Consider the following 23265-nt stretch of genomic DNA (forward strand, 5'->3'; position numbering starts at 1 on the left):
GGTGGTGAACTGTAAGCACGGCGGGGACTTTTTGCATCCGTCAGTTACGGTAGTACAGTTCGGTTAAAGACAGAATTCGAGGTAACGGGATGGCACACAAAGCGGAAGAGGACGACAAGGTACGCCTGGATAAATGGTTATGGGCGGCGCGGTTCTACAAGACCCGCGCGCTGGCCAAGGCCGCCATTGAAAGTGGCAAGGTGCATTGCCGTGGCGAGCGCTGCAAACCCGGCAAAGAGCCGAGGGTGGGTGACGAGTTCGTGCTGCGTACCGGTTTCGACGAGCGTACCGTGGTGGTCAAGGCGCTGTCGGCGGTACGCAGGGGCGCGCCTGAAGCGCAGGCCCTGTACGCAGAAACCGAGGAGAGTGTGCGCCGCCGTGAGCAGGCAGCCGAGCTGCGCAAGGCCGGGGCGATGGGCGTGACCACCGACGGCCGGCCGAACAAGAAGCAGCGGCGGCAGATTCACCAACTGCACGGTCATTTTGACTGAAAGGGGCTGAGCAGCGGCCCCTGGCCTCTAGCGGAACACCGCCAGGCGCCCGACCAACGGTAGCCTGGCCCCGATGGCAAACAATGGCGCCGTCCACCGCACCAGCAATGCGCTACCCTTTGCCGCTAGCGGCGTATGGCAGCTCCAGCCCAAGGCCAGCACTGCCATCAGCAAGCCACCGATGTAGTCATCCTGCCCCCAGTGCGCGCCTGCGACCAGCCGTGGCAGCATGAACAGCAACGCCAGGCCCCAGATCACCAGGTGCTGGACCAGGCGCCGGCTGAACAGGCTCATGAACAAGGCCCAGATCAGCAACACCGAGGCGTGGTCGCCCGGGAAGCTGTTGCTGGAACGGTCCTTCAGCTCCCATGCCTTCTCAAGGTTCGGGTAGTAGTCGCTCAGGTGCACAGCGTTGGTGAATACCATCGATGGGCTGTCATGCTGCCAGCCCATTGCATCCACCCACTTGGAAAACAGCGCGCGAATCACCACTAAGAGGATTAGCGTAACCAGAAAGCCGAAGAAGGCTTCACGCACCTGGCTGGCTTTGAACACCCAGTCGCCGCGGATCAGCACGGCCAGAAGGACCAGGCCAACGACGATGTCGAAGGGCCGCAGGCTGCCGATGGCCCAGACATGGCGCCAGGCGGTGTTGTCGGCCAACGGTGCATTGAGGCTGTGGAACAGCCATTCGTCGAAAGTCAGGCACAGGATCTGGCCAAAGGGCCATAACCAGAAACACAGTAGAGCGATGGGCAGCAACGTGCAGGCTGCCAAGGGGCCCCAGGACCACGTTGCTTTTAACAGTGGTCGATTGTCCATAAAATACCTCTATTGCAATCAGGAATCGGAGCGCCTTGTAAGGGCTCTGTCACGGAATCTAGCAACTGTCAGACATCCCGTGTAACCATTTTGTCATCATTTTTAGATAGCCAAAACCTATGAGCGATTTGCCGGATACCGATTTCACCCAACGTTTCATCTTCGACGACCGCGATATTCGCGGCGAGTGGGTGGCACTCGATGACAGCTACGCCGCAGTGTTGGCTCGTCACGCCTACCCACAGCCCGTTGCCACATTGCTCGGCGAACTGATGGCCGCTACCTCGCTGTTGGTGGGCGCGTTGAAGTTCGACGGCCTGCTGATCCTTCAGGCCCGCTCTGCCGGCCCCATCCCACTGTTGATGGTGGAGTGCTCGGGCGAGCGCGACATCCGGGGCATGGCGCGATACGAAGCGGACCAGATCCCCGCCGACGCGACGTTGGCTCAGCTGATGCCGGACGGCCATCTGACCCTGACCATCGACCCGGTCAAGGGCCAGCGCTACCAGGGTACCGTCGAGCTCGACGGCAAAAACCTGGCCGAGTGCTTCACCAACTACTTCGTGCAGTCGCAGCAGCTCAACACGCGCTTCTGGCTCAACGCCGAAGGCGGCAAGGCCCGCGGCCTGTTGCTGCAGCAGTTGCCGGTGGATCGCCAGCGTGACGAAGAAGAGCGCGAGGACAGCTGGCAGCATGTGATCGCCCTGGCCAACACTCTCAAGCCGCAGGAGTGGGCCGAGGCCAACGAAACCTTGCTGCACCGCCTCTACCATGAAGACGCCGTACGCCTGTTCGACATCCAGCCGCTGCGCTTCAAGTGCAGCTGCTCGCGCGAACGTTCCGGCAATGCGCTGGTCAGTCTTGGCGAGCAGGACGCCAAGCAGCTGGTCGAGGAGTGCGGTGGCAAGGTCGAGATCGATTGCCAGTTCTGCAACGAGCGTTATTTCTTCGATGCCAGCGATGTGGCACAACTGTTTGCCGGTGGTGGCACTGACACGGCGTCAGAAACTCGCCACTGAAACGTTTCATTTCAGTGAATTCTCCTGTCGAATTGCGCAAAAGGGCAGTTACGACAGGAGGGGCCTACTTTTTTTGGGCGTTTCTGGCATAATCCGGCCACTTTTTTCGCTGTAGTAGTTTTTTTTAGACAACTACAAAACGTTTGGAGCACTCGGCCTCGGGCCGGATGGGGTATCTCATGACGCAAGCCAACAACACCGTGTACACCGACCTGAGCGTCGATGAGCTGGTAAAAGAAGCGCTGCAACGCGGTGAAGGCGTGCTAGCCGATACCGGCGCACTGGTCGTCGAGACCGGGCACCGTACTGGCCGTTCGCCGGCTGACCGTTTCATCGTCGAAGAACCTTCCACCCAGGACGCCATCGCCTGGGGCCCGATCAACCGCAAGTTCCCGGCCGACAAGTTCGATGCCCTGTGGGACCGCGTCGAGGCGTTCAACAACGCCCAGGATCACTTCGTTTCCTACGTTCACGTAGGGGCTGCCGCCGAGCACTACCTGCCGGTGAAGATGACCACCCAGACCGCCTGGCAGAACCTGTTCGGCCGGTGCCTGTTCATCAACCCTGAGCAGTTCAACCCGGCTGGCCGCGACCAGTGGCAGGTCCTCAACGTTGCCAACTTCGAGTGCGTGCCTGAGCGTGACGGCACCAACTCCGACGGTTGCGTCATCATCAACTTCGCCGCCAAGAAGGTGCTGATCGCTGGCATGCGTTATGCCGGCGAAATGAAGAAAGCCATGTTCTCGGTGCAGAACTTCCTGCTGCCGGCTGCCGACGTGCTGCCAATGCACTGTGCCGCCAACATCGGTGAAGAAGGCGACGTCACCCTGTTCTTCGGCCTTTCCGGCACCGGCAAGACCACCCTGTCGGCTGACGAAAGCCGTTACCTGATCGGTGATGACGAGCACGGTTGGGGCGAAGGCGTTGTCTTCAACATGGAAGGCGGCTGCTACGCCAAGTGCATCGACCTGTCCGAGAAGAACGAGCCGGTCATCTGGAAAGCCATCAAGCATGGCGCCGTGCTGGAAAACGTCGTCCTCGACGGCAACAAGCACGCCGACTACGCCGATGTCAGCCTGACCCAGAACAGCCGCGCCGCCTACCCACTGGAGCACGTCGCCAAGCGCGCCGAAGCCAACCTGGGTGGCGAGCCTAACGCGGTCATCTTCCTGACCTGCGACCTGACCGGTGTTCTGCCGCCAGTTTCGATCCTGAACAACGAGCAGGCGGCCTACCACTTCCTGTCTGGCTACACCGCGCTGGTCGGTTCTACCGAAATGGGTTCGGGCGGCGGCATCAAGTCGACCTTCTCCACCTGCTTCGGCGCACCGTTCTTCCCGCGCCCGGCAGGCGAATACGCCGAGCTGCTGATCAAGCGTATCAACGCCTTCGGCTCCAAGGTGTACCTGGTCAACACCGGTTGGACCGGTGGTGGCTATGGTGTCGGCAAGCGCTTCAGCATCCCGACCACCCGTGGCGTGATCGCTGCGATCCAGAGCGGCGCGCTGGTCGGTACCGAGACCGAGCACCTGGACATCATCAACCTGGACGTGCCGAAGGCCGTTCCGGGCGTCGAGACCGAGCTGCTCAACCCGCGCAACACCTGGGCTGACAAAGCTGCCTACGACGAAGCTGCAAAAGGCTTGGCCAAGCTGTTCACTGAAAACTTCAAGAAGTTCGACGTGTCCGACGCCATCAAGGCTGCTGGCCCACAGCTGTAAGCTGAGCCAGTCGAGTCAGCGTTAGCAGGGCTGCTTCGCAGCCCATCGCCGGCAAGCCGGCTCCCACAGGTGCCGCGCAGCGCTTGAGTTTTGCGCTGACCCGTGGGAGCCGGCTTGCCGGCGATGGGGCCCAATGGTTTTTCTCACTGGCCTCTGCGCGGTGAAATACCCACCGCTTCCCGAATTTCTGTTTCACTGATGGCATCCCCTGCGATCTTGCGAGACAGACAGATGACCGAATGCCCTCAGCGCAGCGCTTTCTCCCACTTCCACCCCATCCTCACCCGCCCCCAAGACAACGACCATAACGGCCACATTGCTGGCGCCACCGTACATGGCTTCTTCGAAACCGCCATCCAGGCGTTTCTGGTCGAGCAGGCTGAAGTCGACCTGCGTGAAGGTGAGCTGGCCGCGTTCGTGGTCAGTTCGGCGGCAGACTTTTTCGCGCTGCCGGGCTTCCCGGATGTGCTAGAGGTGGGTTTGGGCGTAACTCGCCTAGCAGGTAGCACGGTGGAGTTCCGGCTGGCGCTGTATCGCCCGGGCGAGCCCGATGCTTGCGCGGCAGGGACCGTGGTACAGGTGTTTATCGAGCGCGCCAGCGGTCGGCCGATACCGTTGCCGCAGGCGCTGCAGGTGATCTTGTCGGGCCTGCAGCTCGCGCCGCAGGCATGAAAAAGCCCCGCGGGTGAGGGCGGGGCTTTTGCTGCCTGAGGAGGGTCTCAGGTATCAGTGGCGCCAATGGCGCTTGTGCTTGCGGTGGCCGTAGTGGCGGCCACGGTCGTAATGACGGCGGTCGTCGTAGCCGCGACGGTAGCGGCGATCGTCGTGGCGCTCGTCATCATCGGCCTTGTTACCCAGGTAGTTACCGAGCGCGCCACCGGCGCCGCCGCCTGCGGCTGCACCAATGTAGCTGCCAGTGGTACCGCCCACCGAACGACCGACCACGTTACCGCCCGCAGCGCCCAGCGCGCCACCGATGGCGGCCTCACCACGCTGACGCTTGTCGGCACCCAGGGCACCGCCGGCCGCACCGCCAAGGCCGGCACCAATGGCGCCGCCGGTGCTACCACCGATGGAGTTGCCCACTACGGAGCCGAGTACCCCACCCAATGCGCCGCCAATGCCGGCTTCGGTATTGCCACCGGCCATGGCAACGCCGCTGAGCAAGCTGAAAGACAACAACAGAATCGAGGAGTACTTCTTCATCAAGAGAGCCTCATAAGGATGACGAGGGCGAATTTGCAGTTCCTTGAGGCGGCTGGCAACGGAAAACCGACGAGTAGCACGAGTTGTACACAATTTTCTAAGTTACTGATTTTCCGATGAAACTTTTTCGTTTTTCATGTGTCTGAGGTAATTGTGACAAAGCCCTGAACCCCTGTGGAACAGGGCTTTTTCGTTTTTAACCGTTCCGTTCGGTTACACGATTCGCCCGTCGTCGCGCGCCCGCTCCAACTTGATGGCGACGAACTTGGAGGTCGGTGTATGGCTGCCCTGGCCAATGCTTTCCAACGGAATCAGCGGATTCACTTCCGGATAGTACGCCGCCGCTTGCCCAGCCGGGATATCGAAAGGCAGCAGGGTGAAGCCCTGCACACGGCGCACATGCGCATCACCCCACAACGAGACGATGTCGACCTTCTGCCCCGGCTGGAAGCCCAGGCGGATGATGTCGGCCTCGTTGACGAACAGCACGTCACGCTGGCCACGCACGCCACGGTAGCGGTCGTCCAGGCCATAGATGGTGGTGTTGTACTGATCGTGCGAGCGCATGGACTGCATGATCAGGTCGGGTACCTGGCCGCTGGCGCGTACCCGCTCGTCGAGCAGGGTGTCCGGCAGCAGGTTAGCCTTGAAGTTGGCGCGGCCGCTGATGGTCTTCCACTGGCGGCTGGCTGCACTGTTGCCCAGGTAGAAACCGCCTGGGTGGCTCAGGCGCTGGTTGAAGTCTGCAAAGCCTGCAATGGTGTCGCCGATCAAGTCGCGGATACGGTTGTAGTCGGCCACCAGCCAGTGCCAGTCGACCGGGTTTTTGCCCAGTGTGGCCGCGGCGATGCCGGCAACCACTGCCGGCTCCGAGCGCATGTGAGTCGACAGCGGCTTGAGCTGGCCGTTGGAGGCATGGACCATGCTGAAAGAGTCTTCAACGGTGACCGCCTGCGGCCCGTCGGCCTGTAGGTCGATGTCGGTGCGGCCCAGGCACGGCAGAATCAGCGCCTGTTTGCCATGGACCAGGTGGCTACGGTTGAGCTTGGTGCTGATGTGCACGGTCAGCGCGCAGTTGCGCAGGGCCTGTGCGGTACGCTCGGTATCCGGGGTGGCCTGGGCGAAGTTGCCACCCAGCCCGATGAACACCTTGGCGCGGCCGTCGAGCATGGCGTGGATCGCTTCGACGGTATTGTGGCCATTGTGCCGCGGCACCGGGAAATTGAAGCGTTTTTCGATGGCATCGAGCAGCGCCACCGGTGGGCGCTCATTGATACCCATGGTGCGGTCGCCCTGCACGTTGCTGTGGCCACGTACCGGGCACAGCCCTGCGCCAGGCACACCGATGTTACCGCGCAGCATCTGCAGGTTGACGATTTCCTGGATGGTAGGCACCGAGTGGCGGTGCTGCGTGATGCCCATCGCCCAGCACATGATCACCCGCTTGCCGCGGCAGTACATGCGTGCCGCCAGCTCGATGTCCGCAAGCTCAAGGCCCGACTGCTCCTGGATGTGCGCCCACGAGGTGGCGTCTACCGCCGCCAGGTACTCATCGACGCCGTGACCATGCTCGGCGATGAATACGTGATCGAACACCGCCGGCTCACCTTTGGCCTGCGCCTCACGCTCCCACTGCAGCAGGAATTTGGCCATGCCGCGCAGCAGCGCCATGTCACCGCCCAGCGCCGGGCGGAAGAACGCGGTGTTGGTCGGCCGGTCGCTGTTGGTCAGCATTTCCAACGGATTCTGGGGATGCTGGAAACGCTCCAGGCCGCGCTCCTTGAGCGGGTTGATGCACACTACCTGGGCGCCACGTTTCACGGCATCGCGCAGCGGGTCGAGCATGCGCGGGTGGTTGGTGCCGGGGTTCTGGCCCCAGACGAAGATTGCGTCGGCGTGCTCGAAGTCATCGAAAGTCACCGTCCCCTTGCCCACACCGATGCTTTGCCCCAAGGCTACGCCGCTGGCCTCGTGGCACATGTTGGAGCAGTCGGGGAAGTTGTTGGTGCCGTATGCCCGCACGAACAACTGGTACAGGAACGCCGCTTCGTTGCTGGCCCGCCCGGAGGTATAGAACTCAGCCTGATCGGGGCTTGCCAGGTTGTTCAGCTCACGGGCGATCAAGGCAAAGGCTGCATCCCAGGCGATCGGCTGATAGCGGTCGCTGGCCGGGTCGTAGACCATCGGTTCGGTCAGGCGGCCTTGGTATTCCAGCCAGTAGTCGCTCTGCTCGAGCAGTGCACTGACGCTGTACCGGGCGAAGAATGCCGCATCGACGCGGCGCTTGGTGGCTTCCCAGTTGACCGCCTTGGCGCCGTTCTCGCAGAACTTGACCATGCCGCTTTCGGGCGAGTCGCCCCAGGCGCAACCGGGGCAGTCGAAGCCGCCATTCTGGTTGGTCTTGAGCAGGGCGCGAAGGTTCTTCAGCGCATTGTCGCTGCCCACCCAGGCCTTGGCCACGCTGCGCAGTGCGCCCCAGCCGCCGGCGGGGCCGTGGTAGGGCTTGTAGCGTGGTGGAGAGGCTGGGGCGTTGTCTGGAAGAGGTTGGTACGAGGTCACGGCTATTACGACTCCGCCGCTGGGCTGTAGACCCGCGGTGCACTGTGTTTGGGCAGGTGAATGAGGTTGAGGTTGTGCTTGCGCGCCCATTGCAGGGCAAGCCCGGTAGGGGCCGAGAGGCTGACCAGGGTCTGGATGCCGGCACGCAGGACTTTCTGGATCAGCTCCAGGCTGCAGCGGCTGGTGACGATGGCCAGGCCACCTGCGGTGGCGATGTCTTGGCGCAGCAGGGCGCCGATCAGCTTGTCCAGCGCGTTGTGGCGGCCAATGTCTTCACGGCCGAGCAGCAACTCGCCCTGGGCGTTCATGAACAATGCCGCATGCACGGCGCCGCAGTGCTGGCCCAGCGGCTGGAAGGCATCGATGCGCTCACGCAGGCCCACCAACCACTGCGCCGGGGGCAATGGCGCGCCAGGCAGCTCGGCAAGCTCTGGTAGCGCTTGCTCCAGGGCTTCGACGCCACACAGGCCACAACCGCTGGTGCCGGCCAGTTGGCGACGCTGGTTTTTCAGGTTCCAGAATGCGCGGCTGGAAATTTCCAGGTCGGCGTACAACGCCGAGCCACTGCCGGAAAGTTTCAGGTCGTAGATGTCTGCGGTGCCTTCGACGATGCCGCTGCCAACGCTGAAACCGACCGCAAAGTCTTCAAGGTCGGTGGGGCTGACGAGCATCACGGCCTGATTGAGGCCGTTGTAGACGATGGCCAGGGCGACTTCTTCGGCCAGCGGTGTGCTGGCCCGCGCAGCGTCGTCGAGCTGGACGTAATCATAGGTGTTGCTGGCGGCAGGCAAGGCCAGAGGCGTCGAGGCCGCGCAGACCGGTGGCTTGCTGTTCATCGGGGCTGGTTGTTCATCGGCGCTGACTACCGGCGGCTTTTTGATAGCACCAGCCTAGGCCTGTGGGCCGGTCACGTCTAATCGCTAGGGTCTATGCCTTGATAGACCGCGTCGATTGGTCGCAGTGGGGCGGGGGAGGAAATCCTGGCCTAGACTCGTGATTCCGAGGTTAACGTCAACATGGAGAACGCAATGAGCCTTTTCAGTTTCGTGAAAGAAGCCGGCGAGAAGTTGATCGACCTACTGACGCCAGGCAATGCCAATGCCGAGGAGCAGTTGAAGAAACATGTGGAGAACGTCGGCCTGGGCAACCCGAACATCACCGCTACGGTAGACGGTGACAAGATCACCCTCAAGGGCGAGGTTGCCAGCCAGGAGGAGAAGGAGAAGATCATCCTTGCGGCCGGTAACATAAGTGGTGTGGCCAGCGTTGACGATCAGATCACTGTAACAGGGCCGGTCGTTAAGGCTGCGCGGTTCGTTACCGTTAAAAAGGGTGACACGCTGTCAGCCATTGCCATGGTCGTGTATGGCAACGCCAGCCAGTACCACAAGATCTTCGAAGCCAACAAGCCGATGCTCAAGCATGAGGACAAGATCTATCCGGGCCAGGTGCTGCGTATTCCGGACTGACAGATCGCTATCGTCTGCCCCGGCCAATCGCCGGCAAGCCGGCTCCCACCGGATGGAGCCGGCTTGCCGGCGATTCGGCCCTAAAGACCGACCAGCAACTCCCGGTAATCCTCGACTGCCGCAAACTCCTGGGTATCGCGCGGCGCGGCCTGGCTATCGGGCTGGCGCACAGCCAGCAAATGCCCCACGCCAAACCGCCGGGCACTGCGCAGGATGGCCAGGGTGTCGTCGATGAACAGGCTGCGCCCAGGCTCGAAGCCGATATCGGCCTGCAACGCGTCCCAGAACTGCGGGCTTTCTTTCGGGTAGCCATAATCATGCGAACTGATCAGCCGCTCGAAATACGGCGCCAGTTCCACCCGCTCCAGCTTCAACGACAGCGAATCGCGGTGCGCATTGGTGATCATTACCACGCGCTTGCCTGCCTGGCGGATCGCCGCCAGGAAGGTATCGGCGTCTGGGCGCAGGGCTATCAGGTCGGCGATCTCGCGCTTGAGTTCGCGGATCGGCAAGTTCAGCTCACGGCTCCAGAAGTCCAGGCAGTACCAGTTGAGCGTACCGGCATTGCGCTCGAACAACGGCTGCAGCTCCATCTCAGCCATTGCCCGGCTTACGCCGTGCACCTGTGCGTAGCGCTGGGGCAGGTGCTCCAGCCAGAAGCGGTTGTCGTAATGCAGATCGAGCAGCGTGCCGTCCATATCCAGCAGGACAGTATCGATGGCAGACCAGGGAAGAACAGGCATGGGAAACTCTCGTTCAGTCGGCAAGCCACGGTATAGTAACCCGTTCACGCCAAGGAGCCGCCCCATGCGCCAGAAACCCACCGTTCTCAGCCGCGAGATCGTCGCCAGCAGCCGCTTGTTCCGCGTCGAGGCCGTGCAGTTGCGCTTCAGCAATGGCACCGAGCGTACCTACGAGCGTCTGGTCGGGCGCGGCAATGGCTACGGCGCGGTCATGATCGTGGCCATGCTCGATGCCGAACACGCCGTGTTGGTCGAGGAGTATTGCGGTGGCACGGATGAATACGAAGTGTCCCTGCCCAAAGGCCTGATCGAGCCGGGCGAGGATGTGCTGGCAGCGGCTGACCGGGAGCTCAAGGAAGAAGCCGGCTTTGGCGCGCGCCAGCTGGAACATTTGACCGAGCTGTCGCTGTCGCCCGGCTACATGAGCCAGAAGATCCAGGTGGTGCTGGCCACCGACCTTTACGAAGAGCGGCTGGAAGGCGACGAGCCTGAGCCGATGCGGGTCGACAAGGTCAACCTTCGCGAACTCTCGGCGCTGGCCATGCACCCCCAGTTCAGCGAGGGGCGGGCGCTGGCGGCGTTGTACCTGGCGCGCGACCTGCTGATCCAGCGGGGGCTGCTCGAGGTATGAACGACCAGCAACTGATGCATGCAGTGGTGCAACTGGCCGGCCTGGCAGGGCAGGCGATCCTGCCGTTCTGGCGCGCCGACGTCGCGGTGACCAACAAGGCGGATGATTCGCCGGTGACCGCCGCCGACCTGGCCGCACACCGGGTAATCGCCGACGGGCTGCAGGCCCTGGCGCCGCACATCCCGGTGCTGTCCGAGGAGGACTGCAATATCCCGTTGGCCGAGCGCCAGGGCTGGCAGCGCTGGTGGCTGGTCGACCCTTTGGACGGTACCAAGGAGTTCATCGCGGGCAGCGAAGAGTTCACCGTCAATATCGCGCTGATCGAAAACGGCGAAGTGGTGTTTGGCGTGGTTTCGATGCCGACCAGCGGCCGCTGTTACTTCGGTGGCCACGGCCTGGGCGCCTGGCGGGCAGAGGCCGGCGGCGAGCCCCAGCCGGTCCAGGTGCGTAACGCGCCACCTGCCGATGGCCGTTTCACCGTGGTCGCCAGCCGACGCCACTCCAGCCCACAGCAGGAGGCGTTGCTGGCTGGCCTGGGCGCTGCTGTCGGCGAGCTGGAGCTGGCCAATATCGGCAGCTCGCTCAAGTTCTGCCTGCTGGCCGAAGGCAGTGCCGACTGCTACCCGCGACTGGCGCCGACATCGCAGTGGGACACCGCTGCGGCGCAAGGTGTGCTGGAAGGGGCAGGCGGCGAAGTGATTGGCGTGGACGGCCAGCCGTTCTGCTACCCGCCGCGCGAATCCCTGCTCAACCCCTTCTTCCTGGCTTTGCCCGCAGCGGCAAGCTGGCGTCAGGCGCTGATCCAGCTCGCCTCAGCGATGTAACACATACTGCCCGCTGAACCTCACGGCGGGCTCGTCGCTGCCAGCATTGCACACCGTGGTGTCCAGCGTCAGGCGCGCACGGCCGCGGCGCTGATACAGCGTCACGAAGCGCTCCCAGGTTTTTTCGTCCGGTGCGGCGCAGCGTGCCACGGCCGTGCCGGTGACCGGCAGCGGGTAGCTGATCTGCCCCTCCTGAATGACGATATGCCCGTCGTCGATGCCCAGTTCGCGCAGGCGCAGGTGCAGCCAGCCCCAGCCCACCAGAACGGCGGCGCAGTACAGGCTGCCGCCGAACATGGTGCTCTTGTGGTTGACGTTGGCGGCCAGCGGCAGTTGCAGGCGCAGGCTCTGGCCTTGCCAATCGATGACCTGCAGGCCCATTTCACGGGTCAGGGGAATGTCGCTGTGCAGTACGTCCTGCAGGTACTGGCTGTCGCTGTTCATGGGCGGTTGTCCTCTTGGTCGTCGGGCCCGCTGTGGCCACCGTCAAAACTGAGGCCGTGCTTGCGCAGCTTGTCATGCAAGGTTTTACGCGGGATACCGAGGGCCTCGGCCAGGCTGCGCATGGAGCTGTGCGGCTGGCCCAGTTCGGCAGCAATCAACGAACGCTCGAACTGCTCGACCTGTTCGCTGAGGTTGCCCAGCTGATGCGCTGTTGTGGGTGCTGCGGCAACGGGAGCCTGGTTATCGAGCGCCAGCTCCAGGCCCAGGGCGAAACGCTCGGCGGCGTTTTGCAGTTCGCGCACATTGCCTGGCCAGGCATGGCGCAGCAGCATGGCCCGGTGCGCCGGCTGCAGGGTTTGCGGTGGCAGGCCGTGACGCTGGCTGGCGGTATCGGCGAAGTGCTGGAACAGCACCAGGATGTCATCCCCACGCTCGCGCAGCGGCGGTATGCGCAGCGGCGCCACGTTCAGGCGGTAATAAAGGTCGGCACGGAAACGGCCCTGGTCGGCAGACTGGCGCAGGTCTTCCTTGGTTGCGGCAATGATGCGGATGTCCAGCGGGATCAGTTGGTTGCCGCCCAGGCGCTCGACCACCCGTTCCTGCAGCAGGCGCAGCAACTTCACCTGCACGTCCAGGCTCATGCTTTCGATTTCGTCGAGGAACAGCGTGCCGCCATTGGCGAACTCGAATTTGCCGATGCGGCGCTTCTGCGCGCCGGTGAAAGCACCGGGCTCATGGCCGAACAGCTCGCTTTCGACCACCGACTCGGCCAGGGCGCCGGCATTGATGGCCACGAATGGCCCCTCGCGGCGGCTGGACAAATCGTGCAGGGCGCGGGCGACCACCTCTTTGCCAGCGCCGGTTTCACCGAGGATCAGCACATCGGCGCGGGTGCCGGCCAGGGCACCGATCTGTTCGCGCAGGCGCTGCATGGCGGGCGACTGGCCGACCAGGCGGGTAGAGAGTTGCTGGCGGTCGCTCAAGGCCAGGCGCAGGCTACGGTTGTCGAGCACCAGCCGGCGCAGGGCCAGGGCGCGGCGCACGCTGTCGAGCAGGGCTTCACTGGCAAACGGTTTTTCAAGGAAGTCGTAGGCGCCGGCACGCATGGCCTGCACTGCCAGGGGCACATCGCCGTGGCCGGTGATCAGCAGCACTGGCAATTCGTTGTCCCGCCCGTGCAATTGTTCGAGCAGTTGCAGGCCATCGATGCCGGGCATGCGGATATCGCTGACGACCACGCCAGGCCAGTCGGGCTCCAGGCGCTCGGCCAGGCCTTGGGCGTCGCCCAGGGCAACCACCTTCAGCCCCGCCAGGTCGAGGGTTTGGCTCAAGGCCTGGCGCAGGTGTGGGTCGTCGTCGACCAGCAGCACCTGGGCCTGGCTGTCGATCTGTATCTCGGGGGTCATGCCGAGGGGTCCTCCGATGGTTGCAGGTTGGCGCCGGGAGCTGCCACGCGCATTTGCAGGGTGAGCAGGGCGCCGCCTTCCGGGTGGTTGGCCAGCAGCAGTTCACCGCCCAGGGCACGCATCAGGCTTTCGCAGATGGCCAGGCCCAGGCCCAAGCCCTGGGTGCGGGTCTTGGTGGTGAAGAACGGCTCCTTGGCATGCTCAAGGGCCTGCCGGCTGAAGCCTGGGCCATTGTCGCGGATGAACAGGTAGACGTAGTCATCGCGCTGTTCGGCACTGAGCCACAGGCGGCGCGGGTTGGCTTTTTCAGTCAGGGCATCGAGGGCGTTGGCCAGCAGGTTGCCGAGCACCTGGCGCAGGCGGGTTTCCCCGGCCTGCACCCACAGGGTGGCATCGGGCAGGTCACGGATCAGCTCGACGGCCATCGCCCGGCGGCGTTTGGCCAGAAGCGCCAGGGCGTCGTCCAGCGCCGGCTGCAGGGCCACGCTTTCCGGCGCGTGGCGATCGCGCCGGGCGAAGGCCCGCAGGTGAGCGATGATCGAGGCCATGCGCCCGGTCAGTTCACCGATCAGCTTGAGGTTGCCACGGGCATCTTCAGTGCGCTGATGATCGAGCAGGATCTCGGCGTTTTCCGCGTAACTGCGGATGGCTGCCAAGGGCTGGTTGAGTTCGTGGCTGATGCTCGCCGACATGGTACCGAGCACCGACAACTTGCCCGCCTGCACCAGCTCATCCTGGGCGCGTACCAGCTCCTGCTGGGCATTTTCGCGCTCCAGTACCGCGCTTTTCAGGCGGTTGTTGAGGCCTTCGAGGTCGGCGGTGCGCTGCGCCACACGATTTTCCAGCTCCTGACGGCCCCGGGCTTCGAAGTCGATGCGGTCGATGTAGTGCCGGCGGCGTTGCATCACCAGCCCGGCCAGCAGCATCAGCACCAGCAGTGCGCCGCCACCGATGGCCATGACGGTTTGCACCGAGCGGTCGACCAGCATGCGCGGTGCGAGGATGCTGACCTGCCAGCCGGTCTCCTTGATGTCACGGGTCTGCGCCAGCCAGGCGTTCGGGTTGAGGTCCAGCGGCTGTGGCGCCTGGGTCGGGTAGGGCTGGATGGCGATGATCGCCTGGCGCTCGGCCTCGGTCAGCTCGCGGGTGGCGCGAAAACGCCATTCGGGCCGGGAGGTGAGGATCACCACACCGTTGTGGTCGGTCAGCAGCAATTGCTCAGGCGTATTGCCCCAGAGCGTCTCGGTGTGGTCCAGGTCGACCTTGACCACCAATACACCGACGATGCGTTCACGGTCATGTACTGCAGCGGCAAAAAAGTAGCCGCGCTTGGCCGATGTGGTGCCTTGCCCGAAGAAGCGCCCAAGTTGCCCGGCCATGGCTTCGTTGAAGTACGGGCGGAAGGCGAAGTTACGGCCCACGAAGCTGTCGCGCTTGTCCCAGTTGGAGGCGGCCAGAGTGTTGCCGCTGACGTCCATCAGGTACATCACCTCGGCACCGGTCTGGTGGGCGATGTCTTTGAGCAGGCGATTGGCGTTGGTCACCGCTTCGAGCTTGAACGGGTCGGCCAGCACGCCACGCAGCGCCGGCAGTTCGCCAAGAATCTGCGGCAGGGTTTCGTAGCGGTGCAGGGTGCCGAGCAGGTTGGCGACGTACAGGTCCAGGGTCTGGCGATTCTGCGACGCCAGTTCGTCCTGGTAATAGCGTTCGGCAAGGTGATGCAGCGGCCACAGCAAAGGGGCCAGGCACAGGGCCAACAGGGCCAGGCTGCGCCAGCGGGGACGGCGTGGGTGCGTGGGTTTTGCAATCATCGCGTAAATGCGCCAGAAGAGTCTGGCGCAATTATGCGCTACTTGAGGCAGTCGATCAGCGCCTGCTGCCAGTGCGGCAGCGTCACGCCCCATTCGCCGGCCAGGCGCGAGCAGTCCAGGCGCGAGTTGGCCGGCCGGCGCGCGGGCGTGGGGTAGTCGCTGGAGGGGATCGGCAGCAGCTCGGCGCAGGGCAGGCCACGGGCCTTGAGCTGCTCGCCGATGGCCTGAGCAAAGCCGAACCATGACGTCTGGCCCTGGGCGGTCAGGTGATAGGTGCCCCAGGCTCCGGCCCCGCCGGCCTGCCAGCGTTCGATCAGCAGGCGAGTGCTGTGGGCGATGGTCGTGGCCCAGGTCGGCGCGCCGATCTGGTCGTCGACCACGCGCAGTTGCGGTTTTTCCTGCAGCAGGCGTTGCATGGTCAGCAGGAAGTTGCGCCCATGCAGCGAGTACACCCAGCTGGTACGCAGAATCAGGTGTTCGCCCCCCACGGCAGCGATGGCCTGCTCACCGGCAAGCTTGCTGCGCCCATAGACGCCGAGCGGGTTGGGTACGTCCTGCTCGGTGTAGGGCGTGGCCTTTTCCCCGTCGAACACGTAGTCGGTGGAATAGTGAATCAGTGGTGCGCCAAGGCGCAGCGCTTCTTCGGCAAGCACGCCTGGGGCTTGGCCATTGATCGCAAAGGCGGTGTCTGGCTCGCTTTCGGCCTGATCCACCGCGGTATAGGCGGCGGCATTGATGATCAGCGCGGGGGCAAGCTGGCGCAGCGGTTCGCGCAAGGCCTCGGGCTGGGCCAGGTCCAGCTGGTCGCGGCCCAGCAGGTACACCTCGCCCAGGCCGGCCAGCTGCGTTTTAAGCGCTTGGGCGACCTGGCCATTGTGGCCACACACGAGCACCCTCATGGGAACAGGTCCGCGTCTGCCAGCAGCGCGCCGGCCTGGTCCTTGGCCGACAGCAGCGGCGCTTCCACGCCCCAGTCGATGGCCAGCTGTGGGTCATCCCAGCGGATGCAGCGCTCGGCGGCGGGGTTGTAGTAGTCGGTGGTCTTGTACAGGAAGTCAGCCGACTCGCTCAACACCAGGAAACCATGGGCGAACCCCGGTGGGATCCAGAATTGGCGGTGGTCTTCGGCACAAAGGCGGGTGGCCACCCAGCGGCCGAATGTCGGTGAGCTGCGGCGGATATCCACGGCCACATCCAGCACTTCGCCCTGAACGACCCGCACCAGTTTCCCCTGGGGGTTGTCGATCTGGTAGTGCAGCCCGCGGAGCACGCCGCGCTGTGAGCGGGAGTGGTTGTCCTGGACGAAATGGGCGTCAAAGCCTGTCAGCCTGGCAAACTCGCGGGCATTGAAGCTTTCGAAGAAAAAGCCGCGGCTGTCACCGAAGAGCTTGGGCTCGATGATCAGTACGTCGGGAATGTCTGTAGCGATTATGTTCATGGCAATTTTCTGACCAGTGTACTCAGGGGTGGACCGTACCGGCCTCGTTCAATGTAGCCGCCTTGGTGCTTTGCAGCCCGGATTGCCATCATGACCGAGCGTGGACGCACGATCATCATTTCATCACTGCCACTTGTGTATCGGCTTCGGCAGTGGCGAGATAAGCGAAAAGTAAAAGAGGTTCCATCTTCATGCCCCTCAGCACCCTTATCCAGCGTTCCAGCTTGCCAAGCCCTTCGCTCAGCGAAGCCCAGGCGCATGCCTTGCTCCAGGCGCATTACGACCTGGCCGGCAGCCTGTCCAGGCTGGGCAGCCAGCAAGACCTGAACTTGCGGCTGGATACGGGCCAGGAGCGGTTCGTGCTCAAGGTTTGCCACGGCAATTATGCCCGGATGGAACTGGAGGCGCAGCATGCGGCGCTGGCGTACCTGCGCGCGCAAGGCTTGCCGGTACCGGCCGTACGCCCGGCACGCGACGGCCAGTCGTTGTTGGCATTGGACATCGATGGCCAACCGCTGCGCGCCCGCCTGCTCGATTATATAGAGGGGCAGCCGCTGACCCGCCTCAAGCACATGCAGCCGCGGCTGATGGCCGAACTGGGCGCGCTGTGCGCCAGGGTCGACAAAGCCTTGGTCGATTTCGACCACCCAGGCCTGGTGCGCACCCTGCAATGGGACCCGCAGCACGCCCAGGCGCTGATCGAGCATTTGTTGCCAGTGCTGCAGGATGCCGGGCAGCGCGCCCGCGTGGAACAGGCCACGCGCCTGGCCGCCGCAAACCTGGCACCGCTGGCGGACGCCTTGCCGAGCCAGGCCGTGCACCTGGACATCACCGATGACAATGCCGTCTGGGCCCGCGATGAGCAGCGCCAGTGGCAACTGCAGGGCATCATCGATTTCGGTGACCTGGTGCGTACCTGGCGCATCGCCGACCTGTCGGTTACCTGCGCAGCCCTGCTGCACCACGCCGAAGGCGACCCGCTGCGCATCCTGCCGGCCGTGAGCGCCTACCAGGCCCTCAACCCGCTGAGCGAAGCCGAGTTGCGCGCCCTGTGGCCGCTGGTGCTCAACCGCGCGGCCGTGTTGGTACTCAGCAGTGAGCAACAACTGGCCGTGGACCCCGACAACCAGTACACCCGTGACAACATCGCCCATGAGTGGGAGATCTTCGACACTGCCACCGCCGTGCCTTTTGCCCTGATGGAAGCGGCCATTTTGCAGGCCGCCGGCATCGAGCCGAGCCGACCGGACCTGACCGATTGCACCCTGTTGCTGCCGGACCTAGCGCTCGAGGCAGTAACCCGCGTCGACCTGGGCGTGCTCAGCCCCCTCTGCGAAGCGGGTAACTGGGAGCAGCCGGGCTTCGATCAGCGTCAACTGACGGCGCAGCCCGCGCCTGCCTGCAGCCTGCACGGCCAGTATCGTCTGTCGCAAACCCACATCGACCGCCCTGATGAACCGGCCACCTGCGCCCTGGGCGTCGAACTGCATGTGCCCAACGGCAGCGAGGTACAGGCACCGCAGGCCGGGACCTGGCAGCGCCATGGCGATGGCCGTGGCTGCTTGCGCACGGCGCAGTGGGCCTTGTGGCTCAGTGGCCTGGAAGATACGCCCGCAGACGGCCAGGCCGTGGCCAAGGGGCAGGCGCTGGGCACCAGCTGTGGTTTTCTCAGTGTGCAGCTGTGCCTGGATGCCAGCATCCAGCCGCCACTGTTCGCTGCACCTTCCCAGGCTGCCGCCTGGCTGGCGCTGTGCCCCTCGCCTGCAGCGTTGCTGGGCTTCGATTGCGATGCCGAGCCGCTGGCCGACCCGCAGGCATTGCTGGCCCGCCGTGACGCCAGCTTCGCCCGCTCGCAGAAGCACTACTATGCACAGCCACCCCACATCGAACGCGGCTGGCGCAACTACCTGATCGACATGCAAGGCCGCTCCTACCTCGACATGCTCAACAACGTCGCGGTACTGGGCCATGGGCACCCTCGAATGGTGGCCGAGTCGGCACGGCAGTGGTCGTTGCTCAACACCAACTCGCGCTTCCATTACGCGGCGATTGCCGAGTTTTCCGAGCGCCTGCTCAAGCTGGCGCCGGCGGGCTTTGACCGAGTGTTCCTGGTCAACAGTGGTACCGAGGCCAACGACCTGGCCATCCGCCTGGCCTGGGCCTACAGCGGCGGGCGCGACCTGCTCAGCGTGCTGGAGGCCTACCATGGCTGGTCGGTAGCCACCGATGCCATTTCCACCTCCATCGCCGACAACCCGCAAGCCCTGGAAACCCGGCCCGACTGGGTACACCCGGTCGAGGCGCCGAATACCTTCCGTGGCCGCTACCGCGGCGCAGACAGTGGCGGTGACTACCTGCGTGACGTCGATGCCAAGCTCGCCGACCTCGATGCCCGTGGCCGTCAGCTGGCCGGCATGATCTGCGAACCGGTTTATGGCAACGCCGGTGGCATCTCGCTGCCGGCGGGTTACCTGAAAGAGGCCTATGCCAAGGTCCGTGCCCGCGGCGGTGTGTGCATCGCCGATGAAGTGCAGGTGGGCTATGGCCGCCTGGGCGAGTACTTCTGGGGCTTCGAGGAGCAGGGTGTGGTGCCCGACATCATCACCATGGCCAAGGGTATGGGCAATGGCCAGCCACTGGGGGCGGTGATCACCCGGCGCGAGATTGCCGAGGCGCTGGAGGCGCAGGGCTACTTCTTCTCCTCGGCGGGCGGCAGCCCGGTGAGTTGCCGTATCGGCATGGCGGTGCTGGACGTGATGGACGAGGAGGGCTTGTGGCAGAACACCCGTGAAACCGGGCGTTATTTCAAAGCGCGCCTGCAAACGTTGGTCGATAAACATCCGCTTGCTGGTGCCGTCCATGGTTCGGGCTTCTACCTGGGGCTGGAGCTGGTGCGTGATCGCCAGACCCTGGAGCCGGCCACCGAGGAAACCATGGTGCTGTGCGACCGCCTGCGTGACCTTGGGATCTTCATGCAGCCGACCGGCGATTACCTGAATATCCTCAAGATCAAACCGCCGATGTGCACCACGCGGGCCAGCGTGGACTACTTTGTGAACAGTGTGGACCGCATCCTGTCCGAGGAGCTGTAAGCATCAGCGATGCCGCTCACGTCGATTGTTATCGGCTTGGGCGGCATTTTTATTAGCCGTTCGGCTGTTTCAGGCTTTTAATGCCGATATATATCGGTTATAAAATCGCCATCCACATTGACCATCGGCCTAGGGCCTTTGCAGAGGTTACCCATGAAAACCCTCAACTCCACCCCCCGCGCCGACGGTTTCCACATGCCCGCCGAATGGGCGCCGCAAAGCCAGGTATGGATGGTCTGGCCCGAGCGTTCGGACAACTGGCGCCTGGGCGGCAAGCCTGCCCAGGCTGCCCACGTCACCCTGGCCAAGGCCATCGCTCGCTTCGAGCCGGTGACCGTTGCCGTTTCTGCCGGGCAGTATGAAAACGCCCGCCGTCAGCTCGACCTGCCGAACATCCGTGTGGTGGAAATCAGCAACGACGACGCCTGGGTACGTGATACCGGCCCGACCTTCGTCATCAACGATGCGGGCGAAGTGCGCGGTGTGGATTGGGGCTTCAACGCCTGGGGCGGCTTCGACGGCGGCCTGTACGCGCCATGGAACCGCGATGAGGAGCTGGCAGCCAAGGTGCTGGAGATGGAGCGTTGCCAGCGCTACCAGACCGAAGGCTTCGTGCTGGAGGGCGGCTCGATCCATGTGGACGGCGAGGGCACCCTGATCACGACCGAAGAGTGCCTGCTCAACCGCAACCGCAACCCGCACCTGAACCGCGAGCAGATCGAAGAGATCCTGCGTGAGCACCTGGCGGTAGAGACCATCGTCTGGCTGCCCGATGGCCTGTACAACGACGAAACCGACGGCCACGTCGACAACTTCTGCTGTTACGTCAGCCCAGGCGAAGTGTTACTGGCCTGGACCGATGATTCCAACGACCCCAACTATGCGCGCTGCCATGCCGCCTATGAGGTGCTGAAAAACAGCCGCGATGCCAAAGGCCGCGAGTTTGTGGTGCACAAGATGCCCATTCCCGGGCCGCTGTTCGCTACTGAGGAAGAGTGTGCCGGTATCGACCACGTGGCCGGTAGCCAGGAGCGAGACCCATCGGTACGCCTGGCCGGGTCTTACGTGAACTTCCTGATCGTCAACGGCGGCATCATCGCGCCAAGCTTCAATGACCCGGCAGATGCCCAGGCCAGAGCCATTCTGGCCAAGGTCTTCCCGGACCACGAGGTGGTGATGATCCCCGGGCGTGAACTGCTGCTGGGGGGTGGCAACATCCACTGCCTGACACAGCAGCAACCGGCGCCGGTCAAGCGCTGACGCAACGCTTCCGAAAAAGCCCGTCGCCTGACGGGTTTTTTTTTCGGCCGCGACGTGCGGCATGTCGGTATGGCATATGTTTTGTATTGTTTTCAGAGGGTTAACTCGCAGTACGGTCACTCCGTTCTGTAACAATCAAGCCGTAGATTAGCCGCTCACGGGGTAAGGAGTACGTGTAGACATGAACGCAGCAAGTGAGACGGCTTTGCGCCCATTGGCAGTAAACCACCAAGCGCTGAAGACCTTGGCACATTGGTTGAAACACCATGGAAGCAATCGGGTCAGGACGACCGACCCACGACGTTTGCTGGTTGGCCGCTATCCGCAGGGCCTGATCAGCGATGCGGAGCTGGAAGCGCTGCTGGGCGTGTGGCACTGAACAGGGCAGGAGCCCAAACCACCCTCTAGAAACGCCACCGCACTTGCGGTGGCGTTTTCATTTCTGACGGGCCAAGGCCTGCCTGCACTCCAGAAGCTGCACATGAGCGTGCCACTGACGGCGCCGTGCTGAGGCTTCATTTCAGAATTGCCCTACGTAATAAAGCGACCTATCCCACCAGAGATAAATTGCCCGCCGATAGCGCGATCGTGCAAGGAATTGCCCTGCTCGATGGCCTTATTTTGGTTATATCGTTCTGCATTTCACGAATTTTTGACATTTGTAATCGCACGCGGCTAGGATTCGGCCAACGCCTGCTGGCCATGACCTGGCCATGCTGCTGCACAAGGCCCGCCACACGACCACTGGCGGGCCTTATCAGTTCGGATCCGCATAGCGTCGAACCTACGAAGGGGCGTTGGTTCCTGGCGTCATATTGCAGAGCGTTTTTGATTACGAAACAAGGAAAACAAGATGTTGAAAACCAGGATCAGCCTGGTCGCGTTGGCGATGATCGCCGCGACCCAGGCCCAGGCCAACGAGCAGGCCGAAAGCAAAGGCTTCATCGAAGACAGCCACGCAAACATTCTTCTGCGTAACGCGTACATGGACCGTGACAAGAAACACGGCAAGAAGGACCAGAGCGAGTGGGGCCAGGCGTTCATCGGCAACTTCTCCTCCGGCTTCACCCAGGGCACCGTGGGCGTAGGCGTTGACGCTTTCGGCCTGTATGCCGTGCGCCTGGACGGCGGCAAAGGCCGTAACGGCGCTGCCGGCGTCGACTTCTTCAAGGCCAGCGACACTGCGCCGGCAAACTCGCCGCACAACCTGGCGCGTGCCGGTGCCGCGATCAAGTTCCGCGTATCCAACACTGTACTGAAGTACGGTGACATGATGCCTGCGCTGCCAGTGCTGCAGTACGACGACAGCCGTCTGCTGCCAGAGAGCTACACCGGTACCTTCATCACCTCCAAGGAGATCGAAGGCCTGGAGCTGAATGCCGGTCACTTCACCCAAGAGGCGCGCAAGAGTGCCGAGGGTCGTGACAGCGGCCACCTGAAGTCGATTGATGTGTTCGGTGGCAGCTACAAGTTCACCGACAACTTCACGGCCTCTGCCTACACGTCCAACATCGAAGACGTGATGAAGAAGCACTACCTGGGCCTGAACTACGTCTTCCCGATCGCGGCAGACCAGTCCCTGACCCTGGACTTCAATGGCTACAAGTCGGACATCAACAGCAAGTACGTGCAGAAAGCCGACCTGACTGGCGACGACAACACCATCTGGAGCCTGGCGGCCACCTACGCGTTCGGCCCGCACTCGGTGACCCTGGCGCACCAGCGCAGCACAGGCAGCACTGGCTACAACTATGGCTGGTACCAGGACCGCGGTGGCGTGGGTGACGGTGGTTCGACCATCTACCTGGCCAACTCCTACTGGTCTGACTTCAACGCCGAAGACGAGCGTTCCTGGCAGGTTGCCTACGGTCTGGACTTTGGCGCCTACGGCGTTCCGGGGCTGACCTACAAGATCGCTTACGTGCGTGGTGACAACATCAACACCCACGGCTACGGCGAAGGCAAGGAGCGTGAAATCTTCAACCAGCTTCGCTACGTGGTCCAAGATGGCCCGGCCAAAGACCTGTCGGTCAAGCTGCGCGGCTCCTGGCTGCGGACGTCGGAAAGCGTTCGCCAGAACGGCTACTTCGACGACGGCAACGAAGTCCGCGTATTCGTCGAGTACCCGATCAGCATCTTCTGATACTGACCTGGCTTAGGGCTGCCCTGCAGCCCATTCGCCGGCAAGCCGGCCTCCCCAGATCCAAGTGGGAGCCGGCTTGCCGGCGATGAGGCCGGCACAGATGCACGGCATTCTGCCCCATGAGCAGGCTCACCTTCCTTCCCGAGCCGTTTTTGCTACAGCCACTTGTCTCGATCAGCAGCCCAT

Annotated in this window: 21 protein-coding genes; 11 read left to right on the forward strand and 10 right to left on the reverse strand. The window is 63.3% G+C overall.

What is annotated here, in order from left to right:
• Positions 1 to 89 precede the first annotated feature (89 nt).
• Positions 90 to 491, forward strand: coding sequence for an RNA-binding S4 domain-containing protein (locus JNA92_RS15530; RefSeq protein ID WP_241805517.1), 402 nt, complete (start codon positions 90 to 92; stop codon positions 489 to 491).
• Between the two features lie 27 nt (positions 492 to 518).
• Here the strand turns inward: JNA92_RS15530 and JNA92_RS15535 are convergent, their stop codons facing one another.
• The gene (locus tag JNA92_RS15535) at positions 519 to 1313 is read right to left on the reverse strand and encodes a phosphatase PAP2 family protein (protein ID WP_241805518.1); all 795 of its coding nucleotides are present in this window, start codon (positions 1311 to 1313) and stop codon (positions 519 to 521) included.
• Positions 1314 to 1432: 119 nt separating this feature from the next.
• Between JNA92_RS15535 and hslO the strand changes: the two genes are divergently transcribed.
• The 3 genes from hslO (at position 1433) to JNA92_RS15550 (ending at position 4725) form a co-directional block, all read left to right on the forward strand.
• Positions 1433 to 2332, forward strand: coding sequence for an Hsp33 family molecular chaperone HslO (hslO, locus tag JNA92_RS15540; protein ID WP_241805520.1), 900 nt, complete (start codon positions 1433 to 1435; stop codon positions 2330 to 2332).
• A 179-nt stretch (positions 2333 to 2511) separates the two neighbouring features.
• On the forward strand, positions 2512 to 4053 hold the full coding sequence (locus tag JNA92_RS15545; RefSeq protein WP_241805526.1) for a phosphoenolpyruvate carboxykinase: 1542 nt from the start codon (positions 2512 to 2514) through the stop codon (positions 4051 to 4053).
• A 231-nt stretch (positions 4054 to 4284) separates the two neighbouring features.
• Positions 4285 to 4725, forward strand: a complete 441-nt coding sequence (locus JNA92_RS15550; protein ID WP_241805527.1) for an acyl-CoA thioesterase — start codon at positions 4285 to 4287, stop codon at positions 4723 to 4725.
• Positions 4726 to 4779: 54 nt separating this feature from the next.
• Here the strand turns inward: JNA92_RS15550 and JNA92_RS15555 are convergent, their stop codons facing one another.
• From JNA92_RS15555 to fdhD, 3 genes are all read right to left on the reverse strand, one after another.
• Positions 4780 to 5259, reverse strand: a complete 480-nt coding sequence (locus tag JNA92_RS15555; protein ID WP_241805529.1) for a glycine zipper domain-containing protein — start codon at positions 5257 to 5259, stop codon at positions 4780 to 4782.
• Positions 5260 to 5472: 213 nt separating this feature from the next.
• Positions 5473 to 7818 (reverse strand): FdhF/YdeP family oxidoreductase, encoded by a 2346-nt coding sequence (locus JNA92_RS15560; RefSeq protein ID WP_241805531.1) that lies wholly within the window; start codon positions 7816 to 7818, stop codon positions 5473 to 5475.
• 5 nt (positions 7819 to 7823) lie between these two features.
• A complete protein-coding gene (gene fdhD, locus JNA92_RS15565) occupies positions 7824 to 8654 on the reverse strand; it encodes a formate dehydrogenase accessory sulfurtransferase FdhD (protein ID WP_241805536.1) in 831 nt (276 codons plus the stop codon).
• Between the two features lie 192 nt (positions 8655 to 8846).
• Between fdhD and lysM the strand changes: the two genes are divergently transcribed.
• Positions 8847 to 9287, forward strand: a complete 441-nt coding sequence (gene lysM, locus JNA92_RS15570) for a peptidoglycan-binding protein LysM (protein WP_241805537.1) — start codon at positions 8847 to 8849, stop codon at positions 9285 to 9287.
• Positions 9288 to 9367: 80 nt separating this feature from the next.
• Here lysM and yrfG read toward each other — a convergent pair whose 3' ends face one another.
• Complete coding sequence (gene yrfG / locus JNA92_RS15575; RefSeq protein ID WP_012316708.1) at positions 9368 to 10030, reverse strand: GMP/IMP nucleotidase; 663 nt, start codon at positions 10028 to 10030, stop codon at positions 9368 to 9370.
• A gap of 64 nt (positions 10031 to 10094) precedes the next feature.
• Here yrfG and nudE point away from each other — a divergent pair, with 64 nt between their 5' ends.
• Together nudE and cysQ are read left to right on the forward strand one after the other, a co-directional pair.
• On the forward strand, positions 10095 to 10661 hold the full coding sequence (gene nudE, locus JNA92_RS15580; protein ID WP_241805538.1) for an ADP compounds hydrolase NudE: 567 nt from the start codon (positions 10095 to 10097) through the stop codon (positions 10659 to 10661).
• A complete protein-coding gene (cysQ, locus tag JNA92_RS15585) occupies positions 10658 to 11485 on the forward strand; it encodes a 3'(2'),5'-bisphosphate nucleotidase CysQ (protein WP_241805542.1) in 828 nt (275 codons plus the stop codon). Before nudE ends, cysQ begins: the two co-directional genes overlap by 4 nt.
• Here the strand turns inward: cysQ and JNA92_RS15590 are convergent.
• The 5 genes from JNA92_RS15590 to rfbC are packed head-to-tail and all read right to left on the reverse strand — an operon-like array spanning position 11474 to position 16584.
• On the reverse strand, positions 11474 to 11929 hold the full coding sequence (locus JNA92_RS15590) for a YiiD C-terminal domain-containing protein (RefSeq protein WP_241805544.1): 456 nt from the start codon (positions 11927 to 11929) through the stop codon (positions 11474 to 11476). The genes cysQ and JNA92_RS15590 overlap by 12 nt on opposite strands.
• The gene (locus tag JNA92_RS15595) at positions 11926 to 13335 is read right to left on the reverse strand and encodes a sigma-54-dependent transcriptional regulator (protein ID WP_241805545.1); all 1410 of its coding nucleotides are present in this window, start codon (positions 13333 to 13335) and stop codon (positions 11926 to 11928) included. The genes JNA92_RS15590 and JNA92_RS15595 overlap by 4 nt, the downstream gene beginning before the upstream one ends.
• Positions 13332 to 15146: a sensor histidine kinase gene (locus JNA92_RS15600; protein WP_241805546.1), complete on the reverse strand. Its 1815-nt coding sequence runs from the start codon at positions 15144 to 15146 to the stop codon at positions 13332 to 13334. Before JNA92_RS15600 ends, JNA92_RS15595 begins: the two co-directional genes overlap by 4 nt.
• Before the next feature lie 38 nt (positions 15147 to 15184).
• The gene (rfbD, locus tag JNA92_RS15605) at positions 15185 to 16045 is read right to left on the reverse strand and encodes a dTDP-4-dehydrorhamnose reductase (RefSeq protein ID WP_241805547.1); all 861 of its coding nucleotides are present in this window, start codon (positions 16043 to 16045) and stop codon (positions 15185 to 15187) included.
• Positions 16042 to 16584, reverse strand: coding sequence for a dTDP-4-dehydrorhamnose 3,5-epimerase (gene rfbC / locus JNA92_RS15610; protein WP_012316701.1), 543 nt, complete (start codon positions 16582 to 16584; stop codon positions 16042 to 16044). The genes rfbD and rfbC overlap by 4 nt, the downstream gene beginning before the upstream one ends.
• A 191-nt stretch (positions 16585 to 16775) precedes the next feature.
• Here rfbC and JNA92_RS15615 point away from each other — a divergent pair, with 191 nt between their 5' ends.
• From JNA92_RS15615 to JNA92_RS15630, 4 genes are all read left to right on the forward strand, one after another.
• Positions 16776 to 19676 (forward strand): aminotransferase, encoded by a 2901-nt coding sequence (locus tag JNA92_RS15615; protein WP_241805548.1) that lies wholly within the window; start codon positions 16776 to 16778, stop codon positions 19674 to 19676.
• A gap of 153 nt (positions 19677 to 19829) precedes the next feature.
• Positions 19830 to 20936, forward strand: a complete 1107-nt coding sequence (gene aguA, locus JNA92_RS15620; protein WP_241805552.1) for an agmatine deiminase — start codon at positions 19830 to 19832, stop codon at positions 20934 to 20936.
• Positions 20937 to 21117: 181 nt separating this feature from the next.
• Entirely contained in the window at positions 21118 to 21315 is a 198-nt protein-coding gene (locus JNA92_RS15625) for a hypothetical protein (protein WP_241805553.1), read from the forward strand.
• A 474-nt stretch (positions 21316 to 21789) separates the two neighbouring features.
• Complete coding sequence (locus tag JNA92_RS15630) at positions 21790 to 23079, forward strand: OprD family porin (protein WP_241805555.1); 1290 nt, start codon at positions 21790 to 21792, stop codon at positions 23077 to 23079.
• The last annotated feature ends 186 nt before the right edge of the window (positions 23080 to 23265 follow it).

The sequence above is a fragment of the Pseudomonas putida genome (genome assembly GCF_022627325.1).
Taxonomy (GTDB): Bacteria; Pseudomonadota; Gammaproteobacteria; order Pseudomonadales; family Pseudomonadaceae; genus Aquipseudomonas; species Aquipseudomonas putida_X.